This window comes from Bacillus sp. FJAT-29937 (assembly GCF_001509555.1).
Classification (GTDB): Bacteria; Bacillota; Bacilli; order Bacillales; family Cytobacillaceae; genus Cytobacillus.
In genome coordinates this window covers 692,781-710,305 of the sequence record NZ_LMAS01000001.1, presented here as the reverse complement: position 1 = coordinate 710,305, position 17,525 = coordinate 692,781, and the positions used below count along the sequence as shown (strand labels likewise).

Sequence of the window (17,525 nt, the reverse complement as noted above, 5' to 3'; positions counted from 1 at the left end):
CTATAATGAAAGGGGTAAAAAAGACTCGATTTAAAAAAGTAAGAAAATCTGAAAATCATAAAAAGGATAAAGAATATAAGTTAAATAGAGTCATTGCCATGCTGTCAAACATTCCAATATGGAAAAAATTAAAGCTCGGACAAAAATATGGAGTCGCTTTATTTGTAACAATCGGTTTATTTACAATTTCTACTATTATCACATTCGGGTTCTTGTCGATTGCGAATTCCAAAATGGAAATGGTTGAAGAATCGGGCGAAAAAGCCATATTATTTAATGAAACTACGGCCATTTTTCATCAAAAAGGCAGTGCGATTGGAAATTATATTATTGATTCAAATCCGAAGCATTTGACTTCCTTTGATGAGCTATCAAAGGAATTTGATACATTGAAGAACGTATTACAGCCAGCCTTAACAACAAAAGAGGCAAAAGATTTGTTTACTGAAATCGTTGAAAATGACAAACAAATAACAACGATATTTCATGATACGATTCAACCGAAAGTAAAGCTTCAGCATGTAAGAGAATATCGTCTTGGGAAACTGCAGGCAGATAAGATGATTACTGAAACAGTCGTTAATTTGGATATATTAAGTGAAATGTTGAAATTAGAGCAAAAGAAAGCAGTAAACTCTGCAAAGTCCGCATTAATTTTAACTTTAATCATACTTGGGATTTCCATCGTTATTTCTGCTGCCCTTGGTATCGTAAGTATCCTAGTTATAGGGAAAATTATATCTAGAAAGCTTGGTCAAATCGTTCATCTTTCAAATGAAGTGGCAAGCGGAAATCTTAATGTAGAAGCGATCGATTATGATGGCAGTGATGAAATAGCTGAGTTAGGAAAAGCTACAAATTCAATGAAAGAAAAGCTTCAAGCGATGATACAAGAAATATCTGCTGTTTCAACCTATGTTACTGAAAAGAGCGGAGAACTGAACATTGCAGCAACTGAAGTAAAGGCCGCAAGCCAGCAAGGTGCTTCAACTATGCAGGAGCTATCAGCTGGAGCAGAAGAACAAGCAAAATCGGCTAGTGGATTAGCCAGTATGATGGAAAGCTATATGGCAGAGGTTGAAAAAGCTGCTCAAAGCGGAACAGAGATCCAGAAGGCATCAAATGAAGTATTGCACTTGACAAAAACTGGTGATACCTTAATGGGGGATTCACAAAAGCAGATGTCGATGATTAATGAGATTATGAAAACATCTGTTGAACGGGTAAATGGATTAGATGATCAGACCCAGCAAATTACTAAGCTTATTCAGGTTATACATGATATTGCTAATCAAACAAATTTGCTTGCGTTAAATGCCGCTATTGAAGCCGCGCGTGCGGGTGAACATGGCAGGGGATTTGCCGTTGTTGCAGATGAAGTTCGAAAATTAGCAGAACAAGTTTCCTTATCTGTTGCAGATATTACAAAGATCGTAAAAGGAATTCAAACGGAATCAAGTAACGTAGTAGAATCCTTACAGACTGGATATTCTCAAGTTGAAAAAGGAACGGATCAAATCAGACTAACTGGAGAAACGTTCGAAAAAATCTATCAAGCGGTCAATATGATGTCTACCAATGTGATTGAAATATCTATGAATCTTGAAAAAGTATCTGGTGCTACAGCGAATATGAATCATTCCATTGAAAATATTGCTGATGTTTCCGTTCAATCAGCAGCAGGTATTGAACAAACGAGTGCTGTTATTACGCAAACCAATTATTCGATGGAAGAAATTTCAGAAAATGCTCAAAGTTTATCAGAGCTTGCCGATCAATTAAATGTGATGATTTCAAAATTTAAACTATAAATTAATTTGATGGGATTCCTTGCTTATTAGGGATCCCTTTTTCTTTTCTTTGTTCGAGCTGCATCATTAACTTTTGTTTTTCCAATTTTCAAATTAGTAAGAGGAACTTTTGCTAATTTTGTAGAACTATGTATATAATGTAAATCCCAATGGGAGGGAAGGAAGTAGTGAATTTGAACAGAAACAGCAACGAAGTAAATACGGATTTAAAGGAAGTTCAACTTTCAAAGAATGAAATAAGGCAATTAGAACTCAAGTTAATAAAAAATGCAGATATTTATATAAATATATACGAAGAAGCTGTTGAAGGGATTATTTTTTGGACGGGTAAGGGTCAGATCATAAAAGCAAATGAGGCTGCCTGCCGAATTTTTGAATGCAGCAAAGCTGAGCTTGTTACAAAAAGGATTCAGGACTTTATTTATGCCAGTAAAGAAAAAATCTATCAAGTGTACAATAATTTTCAACAAAAAGGGGCTATACGGGATGAACTTGTTTTTCTTATGCCCAATGGTCAATTAAAAACTTTGGAATTCACTAGTAAATTGCATGCAGTGGACGAATTTCATATGACTATTTTTCGAAATGTCAGCGAAACAAGAAGAATGGAAGAAGAGCTTAGGGAAAGTGAATTAAAATTCAGAAAAGTCTTTGAGGGAGCACTAGAAGGAATAATTTTATGGAAGAATGATTTTAACGTTGTTGATATTAATCCAGCTGTGGAAAACATGCTGTCTGTTTCAAAGGATGAAATAATTGGACATTCATTTATTGACCTGCTCACAAAACTTCATCTTTCAAATGAAGAAATTAACTATTATTATCATAATCTAGTTAACAGTGGTCAAACGACAGGCACTCTTGAAATTACGGTAGAATCGGGGGAAATTAAATATATTGAATTTTCAGCTAGGTATAATATTCTTTCCGAATTAAGTCTAGTAACGTTTAAAGATATAACAGAAAAACTGCAGCTTGATGCACAGCTCCGAAAATCGGATACATTAAATGTGATCGGGGAGCTAGCCGCAGGGATTGCTCATGAAATTCGCAATCCAATGACAGCATTAAAAGGATTTATTCAATTATTGGAAGACTCGGTTAAAGAGGATCATTCCATGTATTTCAATATTATTTCTTCAGAGCTGAAGAGGATTGACACGATCATAAATGAGTTTTTACTTTTGGCAAAACCGCAAGCAGTTAAGTTTGTCGAAGTAGATCTTGTACAAATCATGAAGGAAACAGTAGATTTCTTAAGCGCCCAAGCCGTATTACATAATATTCAGCTTCGAACAAAATACGAAGAAGGTCTGACGCCAATATTTTGCGAACCTAATCAAATGAAAAAGGTCTTTATTAATATCATTAAGAATGCAATTGAAGTGATGCCGAATGGCGGCTATATTGATGTAGTCATGAATTCAACGAAGGATGGCAGAATACATATATCAATCGAGGATGAGGGAAGCGGAATCCCAAAGGATAAGGTAGAAAAGCTTGGACAGCCTTTTTACACAACGAAAGAAAAAGGCACGGGTCTTGGCCTTATGGTAACTTATAAAATTATTGAAGAGCATAAGGGAAACATAGAGGTTGAAAGTGAAGTAGGAGTTGGTACTGTATTTAATATATTTCTGCCTATGAAAAAATTTACTGCAAAGTGATCTTAACTTGTCGAAATCCTTCATAAAAAACATACGTAAAATGTCGAGAAATTTATTTATTGGAGAAAACTGTCTAATTCTGCGAATCTATTTACTTTTATGTATTTTCTTGCCATAATGCTAAAGGTAACTACTAAATTGAACGAATTTACATAGAAAGGGATAGGATGGAGGAAGAAGGTTGTCAGAAAATTGTAAGGAAATATTGCTTCAGATTCAAGAGAAAAGGGAAAAAATGATAGAATCTGCAATGAAACATGGGTATACGAGTAAGGATACCATTAAATGCAGTCAAGAGCTTGATCAATTAATTTATAAATATCAATTGACCATACATCATTTAGAAAAGATGGAGGAAGAAGTTCGATTTCCCTTTCGGAAATTGATTCATGTTTTGCCAAATACGTTAATAGAAACTGAATTTGAAATGATTACTTAAAAAAATCCCTATGGCGCAAAATTACGCTATAGGGTTTTTTTTATGAAAAGATGTCAATTAGCAATACCATAAATAAAAGTCCAATGATAAAGGAATACGTCGATGTACGTTCGTTTCCATCCCCATGACTCTCAGGTATTAACTCTTTATAAATAATAAATAACATGGCGCCTGCAGCAAAGGCGAGTCCATATGGAACGAGGAAATCTACATAGGATGTTAAATAGAAGCCTAATAACCCCATGACAATTTCGATAGCCCCAGTCATTGTTGCAATAACAAATGCTTTAAATTTATTTATGTTTTGGTTGACGAGGAATAAAGCTACAAGAAGTCCTTCAGGCGCATTTTGCAAACCGATGGCAAAGGCAATTAGGTTTCCGGTATCTTGTACATGGGATGCATAGCTTACACCGACTGACAGACCTTCAGGAATGTTGTGAAGGGTAATAGCCGCAATAATAAGCATCGCTTTTTCATCAAATTCTATCCCTTTTTTAGAATGTTTAAGATCAATATGCGGAATGTTTTTTTCCATAAACGTAAGAGTTAACACGCCAAGGAATATTCCGATAGCTACTGAAAGAAATCCCCCGGCCTTTAAAGCCTCAGGTATTAGACCTAAAGTGGAAGCGGCCATCATAATACCGGCAGTGAATGCAAGTAAAATATCGCGCCATCTATGGGTAACAGCACTTGACATAAAAAGAATTATTAAAGCGCCAACACCTGTTGATAAGGCTGAGAGTACGCTTCCGATAATTACTTCACTCATTCTCTTTCCCTCATTTCTATTTGTAACTATTATAAGAGTGAACTTATGGGGCTGACAAATATTAAATTCAAATTTAATAAATAAAAATGATTTTTTTCTGAATAGGCATCAGTAGAAACAATATATATTTTATACATGAAGCACAAAATGTGTTCAAAAAAATAACTGTTTTTCTAAATCAGCTATAGCAGATAAAGCTGATTATTCCATTTGAAAAAGGAGCAGTCAGCGTAAGCATTTTCATTAATTGTTAGTACTATGCTTGTGCCAAGAGTCATATATCGTTAATACATATCTTTTTTTTACGATGATTAGGAAATCGTTTTCAATGTTAAGGAGGGGGTAGTTTATGCATATTGTCGTCTGTGTAAAACAAGTGCCAGACACGAAAATAATAAAAATTAATCCAAAGACAAACACACTTGATCGAAGAAGTGCGCCTGCAATCTTGAACCCATATGATGCACACGCCGTTCAAGAGGCAGTAAGGATTAAGGAAATGATCGGAGAGGGGACAATTTCCGTTCTTTCCATGGGTCCTCCCCAGGCAACTGCCGTTATCAAGAAAAGCATTGAAATTGGTGCTGATAAAGGTTATTTAATTTCAGACAGGGCTTTTGCGGGAGCGGACACATTAGCAACGAGCTATGCGTTATCAAAGGCATTGGAGAGAATGACGAAAGAGGAGCCAATTGATTTAATTATTTGCGGACTGCATGCAATTGACGGGGATACCGGCCAAGTTGGTCCAGGAATAGCGAGGAGAATGGATATACCCCCTATAACAAATGTAATAGAAGTATCAAGCTTTAATACTTCAGATAAAAAGGTAAGATTGAAAAGAAAAATTGCGAATGGGCATCAATTAATTGAATCTCAATATCCATGCCTTTTAACAGTAGCGAAAGAGATTAATGACATTGAATATTCGCCAATGACTAATATGATTAAAGCTGCAAGGTATGAGCCGATTATTTGGACTGTAAATGATCTGGAGAATGTTGACAGACCACAGCTTGGGCTAAAAGGATCTCCGACAATTGTAGGGAAAATGTTCACTCCTCCTAAACCAGAAGGTGGTAAAAGACTAGAAGGAAATGCTGACGAACAGGTGAAGCAGCTAATTTCTTTATTAGAAGATAAAAAGGAATTACTTCTTGGATAGATGGCAGGCTAGTCTTTTAAACGTTGTTTCCAGTCTAATTTGATTTTAGTGAGCAATCTTTTTTAAGCTGCTATTATTCACTTTTTATACAAAGGAGAGGTCCCGATGTTTGAAGATTACCGTGGTGTTTGGGTCTTTATTGAGGTTAATGAAGGGGCAATCGAAGGGGTTTCATTAGAACTTTTGGGTGCGGGAAAAAGGCTTGCGGATAAATTAGAGGTTCCATTGTCGGGGGTATTGTTAGGTCATCAAATTAAGAACCTATGCCCGGAAGTCATTTCCTATGGTGCAGACCAAGTATATGTGATTGACCACCCCGTTCTAAAGGATTATCGAACAGAATCCTATATGAAAGGCGTTATGCTTCTAGCAGAAAAATACAAGCCCGAAATTTTTCTTTACGGTGCTACTTCGAATGGAAAAGATCTTGCAAGCGCAGTTGCAACAGATTTAAGCACAGGCTTAACAGCAGATACAACGATGCTGGATGTCGATTTGGAAAAACGATTGCTGGAGGCAAGCCGCCCAGCATTTGGCGGAAATATTATGGCGACAATTTTATGTAAAAAACATCGCCCGCAAATGGCTACTGTAAGACCTAAAGTCATGAAGGCGCTTGATAAAGACAGCAGCAGAGAGGGGAAAGTCATTGAGGAAGAAATTTCTTTAAATGAAGAAGAAATGAGAACAAAGGTGCTAGAAATTGTGAAAGATGTCACAAAAAAGGTTCGATTAGCCGATGCACATGTTGTAGTGGCTGGGGGAAAAGGGATGGGAGACCCTAAAGGATTTCAGCTTATTCATGAATTGGCTGCAACAATAGGAGCAAGTGTAGGAGGAACTAGAGATGTTGTAGAGGCAGGCTGGCTTCCTCATGAACAGCAAGTAGGGCAAACAGGGGAAACGATTACACCGAAAATTTACTTTGCCATTGGAATCTCAGGTGCGATCCAGCATATTGTAGGAATGAAAAATTCAGAGTTTATCATTGCCATTAATAAAGATCCAAATGCACCGATATTTGATGTCGCCACATATGGAATTGTTGGGGATGCATTGGAAATTGTTCCAAAATTGATTGAGGAATTTAAGGAACTTCGAAAAGAGAAGGGCGGTGAAGTGAGCTATGTCTGAAAAATTTGATGTCATTGTAGTTGGAGCTGGCCCGGCCGGAACATCCTGTGCCTACACTTGTGCAAAAAACGGATTAAAGGTTTTACAGATTGAAAGAGGAGAATATCCGGGAAGCAAAAATGTCATGGGAGGCGTATTGTACAGAAAGCAGATGGAAGAAATCATTCCTGAATTCTGGAAGGAGGCTCCATTAGAAAGACCTGTCATTGAACAGCGGTTTTGGATGATGGATAAAGAATCAGCTGTCACCTTTGGCTATAAAGGACTTGAATGGGGAGTCGAGCCGTACAATAACTTCACCGTATTAAGGGCCCAGTTTGACCAATGGTTTGCTAAGAAGGGGGTCGAGCAAGGGGTTTTACTTATTAATGAGACAGTTGCGCTTGAGTGTATTGTGGAAAATGGGAAAGTAATCGGGGTGAGAACGGACCGTCCGGATGGAGAGGTTTATGCCGATGTTGTCGTTTTAGCTGATGGAGTGAATTCACTGCTTGGCAAGCAGCTTGGATTTCATAAGGAATTTAGACCGGATGAAGTTGCTTTAACTGTCATGGAAGTAGTGAACCTATCAAAGGAAAAAATCAATGACCGTTTTAATTTAGAGGATAACCAGGGCTGTACAATCGAAATATTCGGCGATTCCACGAAAGGAAATCTTGGAACTGCGTTTATTTATACGAATAAAGAGAGCATCAATATCGGGGTTGGAACAACGCTATCCAGTATGATCAAGGCAAAACTTAAACCTTATGATCTATTAGATTATTTAAAAACACATCCTATGGTTAGACCTTTAATGGAAGGGGGAGAGTCTGCAGAATACTTAGCGCATCTTATTCCAGAAGGAGGATTTCATTCTGTTCCAAAGGTAGCCGGCAATGGGGTGCTTGTAGTTGGAGATGCTGCCCAGCTTGTCAATGCAATCCACAGGGAAGGGTCTAATATGGCTATGAAGTCAGGACAAATGGCGGCAGAGGCTATTATTGAAGCGAAAAAGCGCAATGATTTCAGTGAATCAAGTTTAAATCTTTATAGAGAAGCTTTACATGAAAGCTTTATCATGAAGGACTTGGAAAAATACAAAGACGCCACTCATGTTTTTGAACATCACCCGCAATACTTTAAAGAGTATGTTCCATTAATGAACAGGGCAGCAAGTAAATTCTTTACCGTTGACGGCACGTCTAAAAAGGATAAGCAAAAACAAATTATGAAAAGCTTTACTGGAGAAAGGGGCACTATCAAGGTTATTAAAGACATGTATCGCGCATGGAAGGCGGTGAAATAATGTCAACGAAGAATATTGAGGAAAAACAGTATCTCATTCGTTTTAAAGCTGATACGAAGTCCCATTTAACGGTAATGGACCATGATATTTGTATGACTCAATGCCCTGATAAAATTTGTACGATTTTTTGCCCTGCTGAAGTTTATAAATGGGAAGGATTAAGAATGCAGGTTGGCTACGAAGGCTGCCACGAATGCGGAAGCTGCCGCATTGGCTGTCCTTACCAAAATATTAAATGGGAATATCCGAAAGGCGGCCATGGGATCGTATTTAGGCTGGCATAAAGTATTGACTACTATAATGGAAAATAACTGGCCTGATAGATAGGGACCAGGTTCCAATAAGACGGTGCTTAAATGATAGCAGCGTCTTTATTTTTTTGAAAAAAAATGGAGGTATAGCCTCCACAAAAAGTAATCTAAATTATGAATTCCATTCATTAATCTTTTGATCAGAAGGCAGGAGCAGTGTTATCAATCCAAGCAATGGCAAGAAGCCTGTAAGAATCATCGTTTGAGTAATGCCGATTAAATCGGCAAAATATCCGATAACCATCGAACCAATTGCTCCCATGCCGAAAGCTAATCCAACTGTGAGTCCAGCCATTGTGCCAATTTTCCCCGGAACTAATTCTTGAGCATATACGACCGTTACAGAAAAGCTCGACATTAGGATAAAACCTGATAGGGCAAGCAAGCAAATAGCAATCACAGGTGGAACAAATGGAATTAATATCGTTAAAGGAGCTGAAAGAGTCAAAGATAAAAAGATAATCACCTTTTTGCCAAATCGATCTGCAAGTGGTCCACCGAAGAAAGTCCCAAGTGCTCCCGAAACGAGAAAGACAAATAGAAAGATTTGCGCTTGCCTAATAGAGAAAGAGTAATTTTCTATTGTGTAAAAGGCATAATAATTTGTCATTCCCGAAACATACCATGAACGTGCAAAAATTGAAAATAGGACAATAACGAGTGCAATTTTTACTGCTTTTGACAAACCCTTTTGCTCATGTTTGGCCAATTTGTTTTGTTTCTTTATCAAGGTTCTCTCTATACGAAGTTTACTAGCATACCAAAATGCTATATAAGTCAGCAGTCCTACTGCAACCGCTGCAACAGCAGTGAACCATGCTGCTCCGATTTGCCCGAGCGGAACGAGAATTAAGGCAGTAATTAAAGGTGCCATTGCCTGCCCGCTATTTCCGCCAACCTGAAAAATAGATTGGGCAAGACCGCGCCTAGAACCTGCAGCCATAAACGCAACCCTAGAACCTTCAGGATGAAAAACGGCTGAACCGAGGCCAATAAAAATGACAGAAATAACGATAAACTCAAAGCTTTGCGCCAGTGCAAGCCCTAACACGCCAAACATGCTTGACGTTAATCCGATTGGCAAAGCATAGGGCATTGGCTTCTTATCTGTAACCAATCCTACTGCAGGCTGCAAAATAGAAGCGACAATATTTAAGGCAAAACCAATGATCCCTAACTGGGTAAAGGTAAGCCCCATCGACTTTTCTAGAATTGGAAACATTGCAGGAATAATGGCTTGCAGTGAATCATTTAGTAAATGGCAGAGGCCTAAGATAATTAAAATTTTGTACGATGTTGCATTGCTATTTTGGAGGGTCTTGGTCACCGCTGCAGTATTGCCCATACTCAGGTCCCCTTTCTGAAAAAATAATTTAGTAATCCTAAGTAATAATAATACATGATTATTATAGTTTACGAAATATATTTTATAATTTTCATAATATAGTACAATGTTAATAGGAATATTCTTATAATTATAATAGGATTTTACAAATTTTCATGAGATAGGAAATATTAGCTTGTTGGGGAGGGAATACGTGGAAAAGTCTGTAGAGGTTTTACACACAAAGGAAATCTTGATTCACTTTTTGAAATCTTTTTCATTAGAAGATGAGTATAAGCTTTTAGGCGACTTTGAAAACTTCGTTTATGAGGTGTACAAGGAAGGGAAACCATATATTTTAAGAATTACACACAGCTCGCATAGAGAGTTGGAAAATTTATATGCGGAAATTGAATGGGTTAATTATTTGTATAAACAAGGAATAAGTGTTTCTACTGCATTCGAATCGATCAATGGTAAATTTGTTGAATTTATTTCAGCTGTAGACCAATCTGTTTTTTATGGAAGTCTATTTTCAAAAGCATCAGGGGAACAAGTGAAAGCGTTTCCAGTAAATAATGACCTTTTTTCTGCTTGGGGGAAACAAATTGGTAAAATTCATGCGGCTACGAAGAAGTATGAATCTTCCCCGCTCATTAAGCAAAGACCGCACTGGTATGAAGACGAACTTCTAAATGTAGAAAAATATTTTCCTGAAACGGAAACAGTGGCAAGACAAAATGCGATCGAATTAGTAGAGAAAATAAAGTCTCTCCCTATAGACAAAGACAATTACGGACTCATACATTCGGATATTCATGCGGGGAACATTTTCTATGATGGCAGGAGTATTCATGTATTTGATTTTGATGATTGCTGTTATCACTGGCTAGTGTCTGATATTGCCATACCGCTTTATTATTCATGCCTGTCTAGCTTTACTGCAAATGAAATAAATAAGCGTGAGGAGTTTGGGCGTTTATTTATGGACGCATTTTTGGCAGGATATAAAAAAGAAAATAACCTTCCAAATGGCTGGGAGGAGCAGTTGCCGTTGTTTCTTATGCTCCGTGATATTACACTGTATTCAGTTTTTAATAAAAAAATCGCACCAGAGGATCGCAATGAGCGTGTTATTAGATTGATGGATGAAATCAAAACAAGAATTATACAGAAGATAAGCATTGTAAATGTTATTGCTGCTAATAAAGAGATGTAAAGAAAAAAGAGCCAGCTGGCTCTTTTCTTAATTTAAAGACTTCCGTCATCTTCATTTTGAATAGGTAATATGACATCAACGACAGTTCCTTTATTTATAGTGCTAGAAATTTTAATTTCTCCGCCAAATGAATGTAGGATTCTTTTGCAAACGACAAGTCCAAGACCTGTGCCGAAATCCTTTGATGTATAGAAGGGCTGAAAGATTTTTTCAATGTCTTCTTCACGTATTCCTATTCCTGTATCAGCAATTTGAATATGGCATTTATCTTGGTCCTTGAATAGGATAATTTTTAGATGACCGCCATTAGCCATTGATTCTAAGGCGTTTTTGCTAATATTCAGCAGCACTTGCTTTAGTTGGTCCCTTGTGCAATCAACAAGCAAAGGTGTTATTGGGAGATTCAGCTCGTATTTAACATTATTTAAATTAGCCTCTGATAAAAGAAGTGGTTCCAGTTCCTTTAGGATGTTTCTTATATCGATAATTTCTGTTTTTTGCGCAGTCGGCTTGCCAAGAATAAGAAATTCACTAACAATCTCATTTATCCGGTTAATTTCATCATTGATAACGATAAAATAAAATTGATCTTGGGAATCCGTATATTTTTCACTTAATAATTGGACAAGTCCTTTAATTCCAGTAAGCGGGTTTCTGATTTCATGTGCGGTGCTTGCCGCAAGCATTCCTACGAGCTCCAGCTTTTGAAGTTCGTTTTGTTTTTTCTCTCGTGCTGTCTGTCTTTTTAACATTAAATACTTTATAAATAAAAACAAAATATGAAAAATAAATATAAATTTAAGTAAATCAATAGAAACGGTCTTAATAATATTTACTTTTTCTCTTTCTGGTATTTCAACTTGAATGCCCCATGGCAGTCTGTCAATAGGGAGAGTAATCGAGTTTTTTGCTGTAAATTTAGTTGAGCTGTCCGTATTAATGTCCATAATGATTGCACCAGATGAATTAATTACAGAGAGCGTCGTATCAGGAGTTAAGAGCCTCATAATATTTTGCAAATAATCCACTCTTAAATGGGCGATTATTATATAATCAATTTTTCCTTCTTCATTTAATACAGGTCTACCGAGTCCGATCACTTTCTTCCCGTTTTTCAATACTTCATACTGATTAGAAATAATGATGTCTTTAGTCTCGAGAATTTCTTGCACATAATCATGATCGGATAGATTCATATTTGCAAGCAATGAATTGGAGCCTGTAATTACTGTTCCACGTTCATTAAGTAAATAAATACCTCCATATCTCGGTTCTTTGCTGTGCATTTTTTTCAATATTGATTCCAGCTTCAGAGGGGTTTCAATTGCCATCTCAGCGGTGAAAGATAAAATTTCAAGTGATGTGACTGTTTCAGCAATGAATTGATCCCAGCTTCTTTGATGAATGGTGCCTGACCAGATTGCTTGTTCCCTTCGTTCCGCATAATCACGATTTATCGTATCAAATAAATTATAAAGGACACCAATGAGAATGGGGCAGATGACAATGAATACATATAATAATAAATTGCCTTTACGATTTTTCATCAAATTAGTACTCCGTCAATATAGTAATGGTTTACTTATATAGTATACCATTATTTTGCAGAAGAGTTTTTTTAATCTCGAAAGACGTGTGAGAATGGGAATTAAATATAATTCCATTAAATAGAATAGACGAAAATTGACATAATCCAATTGTTTTTTTATAATTTACTTAGATTTCAAGATAATTATAAAGGATTGGATTAAAGTGAGTAATGAACAAAGTGCAAAATCGTTAAAGTTATTTATCGTACTTTCAAGGGCCTATCGCTCAATCAGTGAAAATGCAAATAAACTCATTCAAACATACGGTTTAAATCCAACAGAATTTGCCGTCCTTGAGCTTCTATATCATAAAGGAGATCAGCCTCTGCAGCAAATAGGCGGAAAGATTCTTTTAGCAAGTGGAAGTATTACGTATGTTGTGGATAAGCTTGAGCAAAAGGGGTATATAAGAAGAGCCGCATGTGCGAAAGACAGACGAGTAACGTATGGGCAAATTACGGAGCAGGGCAAGGCCTTCATTGAGGGAATTTTTCCGGACCATGAAAAGCATATACATGCTTTAATGTCCGAACTTTCAGAGGAAGAAAAGGATACAGCTATCAGTTTGCTGAAGAGGCTCGGACTTTCAATCGGTAAATTGTAAAACGGTCCAAGAGGATCGTTTTTTTCTTTTCTAAATAGAGGGATTCATTCATATATGTAGAATTAGTAATATTGGTTTCGATAACAGTGGAAATAAGGGGGCAGTTGAATTGAGTTTTGAAAATTATACATATACCCGTCCAAATTTAACGGAATTGAGCAAGAAATTTGATGAAGCATTAGTAATCTTTAACGATGCTAAATCGGCTAAGGAACAAATTTCGGCTATGAAGGAAATTAATGATTTACGAAATGACATTGGAACGATGTTTAACCTTTGTTATATTCGCCATTCTGTCGATACAAATGATGAGTTTTATAAAGCGGAGCAGGATTATATGGACGAAATACAACCTGAAGTGGAGGGTTTTGTAACTAAATACTACGAAGCTCTAGTCAAATCTGATTTCCGAAATGAATTAGAAGAGAAGTTTGGGTCTCAGCTTTTCGCATTAGCTGAAGCTCAATTAAAAGTATTTTCTCCAGAAATTGTCCCATTGCTGCAAAAGGAAAATAAACTGTCTTCCGACTACACAAAATTAATCGCTTCAGCCAAGATTGATTATGACGGAGAAGAGCGCACTCTTGCACAAATGGAACCATTTACACAATCGATTGACCGCAATGTCCGAAAAACAGCAAGTGAAGCTCGCTTCGGTTTTTTAGCAGAAAATGAGGAAGAACTTGATCGTATTTTTGATGAGTTAGTTAAGGTAAGAACAGACATTGCCCAAAAGCTTGGATATAATACTTTTGTAGAGTTAGCTTATTTACGAATGCAAAGAACGGATTATAATGCTGAGATGGTTGCTAAGTTTCGCAATCAAGTGAAGGAATTCATCGTTCCAATTGCAACTAAATTAAAGGAACGCCAAAAAGATAGAATTGGTGTTGATCAATTGAAGTATTATGATGAGGGCTTTAATTTTAAATCAGGTAATGCAGCACCAAAAGGTAGCCCAGAATGGATTATCGAAAATGGCCAGGCGATGTATGACGAGCTTTCAAAAGAAACAGGGGAGTTTTTCTCCTATATGAGAAAAGAGAACTTAATGGATCTTGTTGCGAAGAAAGGAAAAGCAGGTGGCGGCTATTGTACATTTATTGAGAATTACAAGGCTCCATTTATTTTCTCGAATTTCAATGGGACTTCAGGCGATATTGATGTACTAACACATGAAGCAGGTCATGCTTTCCAAGTTTATTCGAGCGGAAAATATGAAATTCCGGAATATTATTGGCCGACATACGAAGCATGTGAAATTCATTCCATGAGTATGGAATTCTTTACTTGGCCATGGATGGATAAATTCTTTAAAGAGGATACCGAGAAATATAAATTTGCCCACTTGAGCGGTGCTTTATTATTTCTTCCTTACGGTGTGGCTGTTGATGAATTTCAGCATTGGGTATACGAAAATAATACGGCAACTCCAAAAGAGCGTAACCAAGCTTGGAGAGAAATTGAGAAGAAATATATGCCTCATAAAGATTACGATGGCAATGATTATTTAGAAAATGGCGGCTTTTGGCAACGCCAGGCTCATATTTATAATTCACCGTTCTACTATATCGACTATACACTTGCACAAATTTGTGCATTCCAGTTCTGGAAACGATCAAGGGAAAACCATGAAGGGGCTTGGAAGGATTATTTACATCTGTGTAGTCTTGGAGGCAGCCAAGCCTTTACGAGTTTAGTATCAGAGGCAAATCTCACTTCACCATTTGAAGATGGCTGTGTGGAATCTGTTGTTGGAGAAATTGAAAGCTGGTTAAATTCAATTGATGATAAGAGCTTATAAAGTTTCTGGAGAATGACAAAAAGGCCGGGAAATTACCGGCCTTTTGCTATAACTATTCCTTTATTTTAATGATTATTTCATCATTCTCTAAGATTGTCTGTAATTGGTGTTCTCCAGGCTGATCAATGATGAAATCAGCTAGCTTATCTTCAAGTTGATCCTGAATGACTCTTCGCAATGGACGAGCTCCGAAAGCTGGATTATAGCCAAGCTCGGCAAGCTTTGATTTCGCATCATCGGAAACTGTTAGCTGAATGTTTTGTTCGCTTAAATTATGATTTAAATCTTTGAGCATGATTTCAACAATGTCTAGCAAATGCTCTTTTTCAAGTGCCTTAAACTCAATAATATTATCAAAACGATTGAGGAATTCTGGTTTAAAGAACTGGCCAAGAGTATCCAAAATACTTGCTTCCTTCATTGCTTCATTCGTTCCAAACCCAACGTGAATCTCCCTGTGCTGTACACCAGCATTACTTGTCATAATAATGACTGAATCCTTAAAGCTCACCATGCGTCCCTGACTATCAGTTAAACGTCCATCCTCTAAGATCTGGAGGAATATATGCTGAACATCTGGATGAGCCTTTTCAATTTCATCAAGCAGGATAATGCTGTACGGATTTCGGCGGACTTTTTCTGTTAATTGTCCAGCCTCTTCATGGCCGATATACCCTGGAGGAGACCCGATAATTTTCGAAATACTATGTTTCTCCATATATTCACTCATATCAAGACGAATCATGGCCTCTTTAGAACCAAAAAGCTCTTCAGCAAGTGTTTTCGTTAATTCAGTCTTCCCGACACCTGTTGGCCCAACAAATAAGAAGGAGCCAATTGGACGGTTTTTGGCTTTTAGACCAGCCCTGCTTCTGCGGATTGCCTTTGCTACTTTTTGAACAGCCTCCACTTGGCCGATTACTTTTTTTGAAAGGTTTGATTCCAAGTTTTTCATCAATACTTGTTCATCTTCCATTAACTTTCCGACTGGTATACCTGTTTTCTTCTCAATGATTTCTTGAATATGTTGGATTTCAACAATAGGGCGCGATTCATGGTTATTTGTGTTTAATGTTTTTTCCAGCATCGCTTCTTCGTCTCGAAGCTTTGCAGCCGCCTCATAATTCTCTTCCTGTAAAGCCTTTTCCTTTTGTTCACCAATTTCCTTTAGCCGTTCTTCGATTTGCTCGGATGGAGTAAAGTTTGAATTTAAATTGATTTTCGACCCGGCTTCATCCATTAAATCAATTGCTTTATCTGGCAGAAAGCGGTCTTGAATATATCGGCTAGATAATGTGACACAAGCTTTCAAAGCTTCTTCTGAATATGAAACTTCATGGTAATCTTCATACTTTGATTTAAGTCCATTAAGAATTTCTATAGCTTCTTCAGCTGTTGGCTCTAGCACAAATACTGGTTGAAAACGACGCTCAAGAGCAGGATCCTTTTCGATCTGACGGTATTCCTTTAATGTGGTTGCACCGACTAATTGCAATTCGCCCCTAGCAAGTGCCGGTTTTAGAATATTTCCCGCATCCATGGAGCCCTCAGCTGAACCGGCGCCGACTAGTAAATGAATTTCATCAATAAAGAGGATTACATTTTTCCTTTCCTGCAATTCATTTATAATCTGTTTCATTCTTTCTTCGAATTGTCCCCTAATGCCAGTATTAGCAACAAGGGAAGCAACATCCAGCAAGTAAACTTCCTTATTTAGAAGTTTTTTTGGAACCTTTCCTTCGGATATCATTGTAGCCAAGCCTTCAGCAATGGCTGTTTTCCCCACCCCAGGTTCACCAATTAAAACGGGGTTATTTTTATTTCTTCTATTTAAAATTTCAATCACGCGGTTAACTTCTTCATCTCTTCCAATCACCGGATCAATTAGTCCCGCTTTTGATATCTGCGTTAAGTTTCTGCCGAATTGATCAATAAAACCGCTGCGACTTGAGCCTTTTACATCTTTTTGTGAAGAAGGTTTTTTTTGATTTTGAGCTGAATTTATATTTTTGAATAGCTCATCAAACGGCAGCTGTTGAGAACTTAAAAATCCGCTAAGAGATGGGCCGAAGGAGGAACCAATCTTTGCTTTTTCATCCTGGTAGCAGCTATGGCAAAGAATAAGGTTTGTTTCACTTCCGTTAAGATTTACTTTAAATTGTACATTTGCATCTTTCTCATGACATTTTTGACAAAGCATATGGAATACCTCCTGATTTAGTGTTTGACTTTGACTATATTTGACCTTTAACTTTATTATACTTTGACCTTCTTTGACTTTCAAGTAGGTCAACTCAAATTTGACTTAGTAATTTAATGGAAACTCGAATAATATACTTAGAATGCTCGTCTTAGTTTGTCCACTGGCTCATATATTGAAAAGAAGGAGGAGATC

14 protein-coding genes and 1 pseudogene are annotated in these 17,525 nt (G+C 37.1%); 11 read left to right on the top strand and 4 right to left on the bottom strand.

All coding sequences use genetic code 11. The annotated features are described in order from the left end of the window. Positions 1-5 precede the first annotated feature (5 nt). From AR328_RS23435 to AR328_RS03470, 4 genes and pseudogenes are all read left to right on the top strand, one after another. A pseudogene (locus tag AR328_RS23435) lies at positions 6-872 on the top strand (HAMP domain-containing protein); the annotation flags it as partial. After that, positions 864-1,811 carry a methyl-accepting chemotaxis protein gene (locus AR328_RS23430; protein ID WP_442854427.1) on the top strand — a complete coding sequence of 316 codons (948 nt, stop codon included), beginning with the start codon at positions 864-866 and terminating at the stop codon, positions 1,809-1,811. The pseudogene AR328_RS23435 and the gene AR328_RS23430, both read left to right, overlap by 9 nt. Before the next feature lie 167 nt (positions 1,812-1,978). Further along, positions 1,979-3,478 carry a PAS domain-containing sensor histidine kinase gene (locus AR328_RS03475; protein ID WP_231734740.1) on the top strand — a complete coding sequence of 500 codons (1,500 nt, stop codon included), beginning with the start codon at positions 1,979-1,981 and terminating at the stop codon, positions 3,476-3,478. Positions 3,479-3,659: 181 nt separating this feature from the next. Further along, positions 3,660-3,917 (top strand): aspartyl-phosphate phosphatase Spo0E family protein, encoded by a 258-nt coding sequence (locus AR328_RS03470; RefSeq protein ID WP_231734739.1) that lies wholly within the window; start codon positions 3,660-3,662, stop codon positions 3,915-3,917. A 40-nt stretch (positions 3,918-3,957) separates the two neighbouring features. Here AR328_RS03470 and AR328_RS03465 read toward each other — a convergent pair whose 3' ends face one another. Continuing rightward, positions 3,958-4,692: a ZIP family metal transporter gene (locus tag AR328_RS03465; RefSeq protein WP_066289801.1), complete on the bottom strand. Its 735-nt coding sequence runs from the start codon at positions 4,690-4,692 to the stop codon at positions 3,958-3,960. A gap of 349 nt (positions 4,693-5,041) precedes the next feature. On the opposite strand from AR328_RS03465, the gene AR328_RS03460 reads away from it, so the two are divergent. The 4 genes from AR328_RS03460 to AR328_RS03445 all read left to right on the top strand — a co-directional run bounded on the left by AR328_RS03460 (position 5,042) and on the right by AR328_RS03445 (position 8,563). Further along, positions 5,042-5,857 carry an electron transfer flavoprotein subunit beta/FixA family protein gene (locus AR328_RS03460; RefSeq protein WP_066289791.1) on the top strand — a complete coding sequence of 272 codons (816 nt, stop codon included), beginning with the start codon at positions 5,042-5,044 and terminating at the stop codon, positions 5,855-5,857. Between the two features lie 105 nt (positions 5,858-5,962). After that, complete coding sequence (locus AR328_RS03455) at positions 5,963-6,991, top strand: electron transfer flavoprotein subunit alpha/FixB family protein (protein WP_066289781.1); 1,029 nt, start codon at positions 5,963-5,965, stop codon at positions 6,989-6,991. Beyond that, the gene (locus tag AR328_RS03450; RefSeq protein ID WP_066289778.1) at positions 6,984-8,279 is read left to right on the top strand and encodes an FAD-dependent oxidoreductase; all 1,296 of its coding nucleotides are present in this window, start codon (positions 6,984-6,986) and stop codon (positions 8,277-8,279) included. The genes AR328_RS03455 and AR328_RS03450 overlap by 8 nt, the downstream gene beginning before the upstream one ends. Then, positions 8,279-8,563 carry a ferredoxin family protein gene (locus AR328_RS03445; protein ID WP_066289775.1) on the top strand — a complete coding sequence of 95 codons (285 nt, stop codon included), beginning with the start codon at positions 8,279-8,281 and terminating at the stop codon, positions 8,561-8,563. The genes AR328_RS03450 and AR328_RS03445 overlap by 1 nt, the downstream gene beginning before the upstream one ends. 139 nt (positions 8,564-8,702) lie before the next feature. Here AR328_RS03445 and AR328_RS03440 read toward each other — a convergent pair whose 3' ends face one another. Beyond that, positions 8,703-9,935: an MFS transporter gene (locus AR328_RS03440; RefSeq protein WP_066289772.1), complete on the bottom strand. Its 1,233-nt coding sequence runs from the start codon at positions 9,933-9,935 to the stop codon at positions 8,703-8,705. Positions 9,936-10,128: 193 nt separating this feature from the next. Between AR328_RS03440 and AR328_RS03435 the strand changes: the two genes are divergently transcribed. Continuing rightward, complete coding sequence (locus AR328_RS03435; protein ID WP_066289769.1) at positions 10,129-11,133, top strand: phosphotransferase enzyme family protein; 1,005 nt, start codon at positions 10,129-10,131, stop codon at positions 11,131-11,133. 32 nt (positions 11,134-11,165) lie between these two features. Here AR328_RS03435 and AR328_RS03430 read toward each other — a convergent pair whose 3' ends face one another. Beyond that, positions 11,166-12,680 (bottom strand): ATP-binding protein, encoded by a 1,515-nt coding sequence (locus tag AR328_RS03430; RefSeq protein ID WP_066289764.1) that lies wholly within the window; start codon positions 12,678-12,680, stop codon positions 11,166-11,168. Positions 12,681-12,885: 205 nt separating this feature from the next. Here AR328_RS03430 and AR328_RS03425 point away from each other — a divergent pair, with 205 nt between their 5' ends. Then, positions 12,886-13,326, top strand: coding sequence for a MarR family winged helix-turn-helix transcriptional regulator (locus AR328_RS03425; protein WP_066289761.1), 441 nt, complete (start codon positions 12,886-12,888; stop codon positions 13,324-13,326). Between the two features lie 109 nt (positions 13,327-13,435). After that, positions 13,436-15,130: a M3 family oligoendopeptidase gene (locus AR328_RS03420; RefSeq protein WP_066289756.1), complete on the top strand. Its 1,695-nt coding sequence runs from the start codon at positions 13,436-13,438 to the stop codon at positions 15,128-15,130. Between the two features lie 52 nt (positions 15,131-15,182). Here the strand turns inward: AR328_RS03420 and AR328_RS03415 are convergent, their stop codons facing one another. Further along, on the bottom strand, positions 15,183-17,330 hold the full coding sequence (locus tag AR328_RS03415; RefSeq protein ID WP_066289750.1) for an ATP-dependent Clp protease ATP-binding subunit: 2,148 nt from the start codon (positions 17,328-17,330) through the stop codon (positions 15,183-15,185). Between the last annotated feature and the right edge of the window lie 195 nt (positions 17,331-17,525).

Excerpts from the sequence above, each read along its gene's own strand:
- AR328_RS23430 (WP_442854427.1), top strand. The coding sequence starts at position 864 with ATGAAAGAAAAGCTTCAAGCGATGATACAAGAAATATCTGCTGTTTCA.
- AR328_RS03465 (WP_066289801.1), bottom strand. The coding sequence starts at position 4,692 with ATGAGTGAAGTAATTATCGGAAGCGTACTCTCAGCCTTATCAACAGGT.
- AR328_RS03460 (WP_066289791.1), top strand. The coding sequence starts at position 5,042 with ATGCATATTGTCGTCTGTGTAAAACAAGTGCCAGACACGAAAATAATA.
- AR328_RS03455 (WP_066289781.1), top strand. The coding sequence starts at position 5,963 with ATGTTTGAAGATTACCGTGGTGTTTGGGTCTTTATTGAGGTTAATGAA.
- AR328_RS03450 (WP_066289778.1), top strand. The coding sequence starts at position 6,984 with ATGTCTGAAAAATTTGATGTCATTGTAGTTGGAGCTGGCCCGGCCGGA.
- AR328_RS03445 (WP_066289775.1), top strand. The coding sequence starts at position 8,279 with ATGTCAACGAAGAATATTGAGGAAAAACAGTATCTCATTCGTTTTAAA.
- AR328_RS03440 (WP_066289772.1), bottom strand. The coding sequence starts at position 9,935 with ATGGGCAATACTGCAGCGGTGACCAAGACCCTCCAAAATAGCAATGCA.
- AR328_RS03430 (WP_066289764.1), bottom strand. The coding sequence starts at position 12,680 with ATGAAAAATCGTAAAGGCAATTTATTATTATATGTATTCATTGTCATC.
- AR328_RS03415 (WP_066289750.1), bottom strand. The coding sequence starts at position 17,330 with ATGCTTTGTCAAAAATGTCATGAGAAAGATGCAAATGTACAATTTAAA.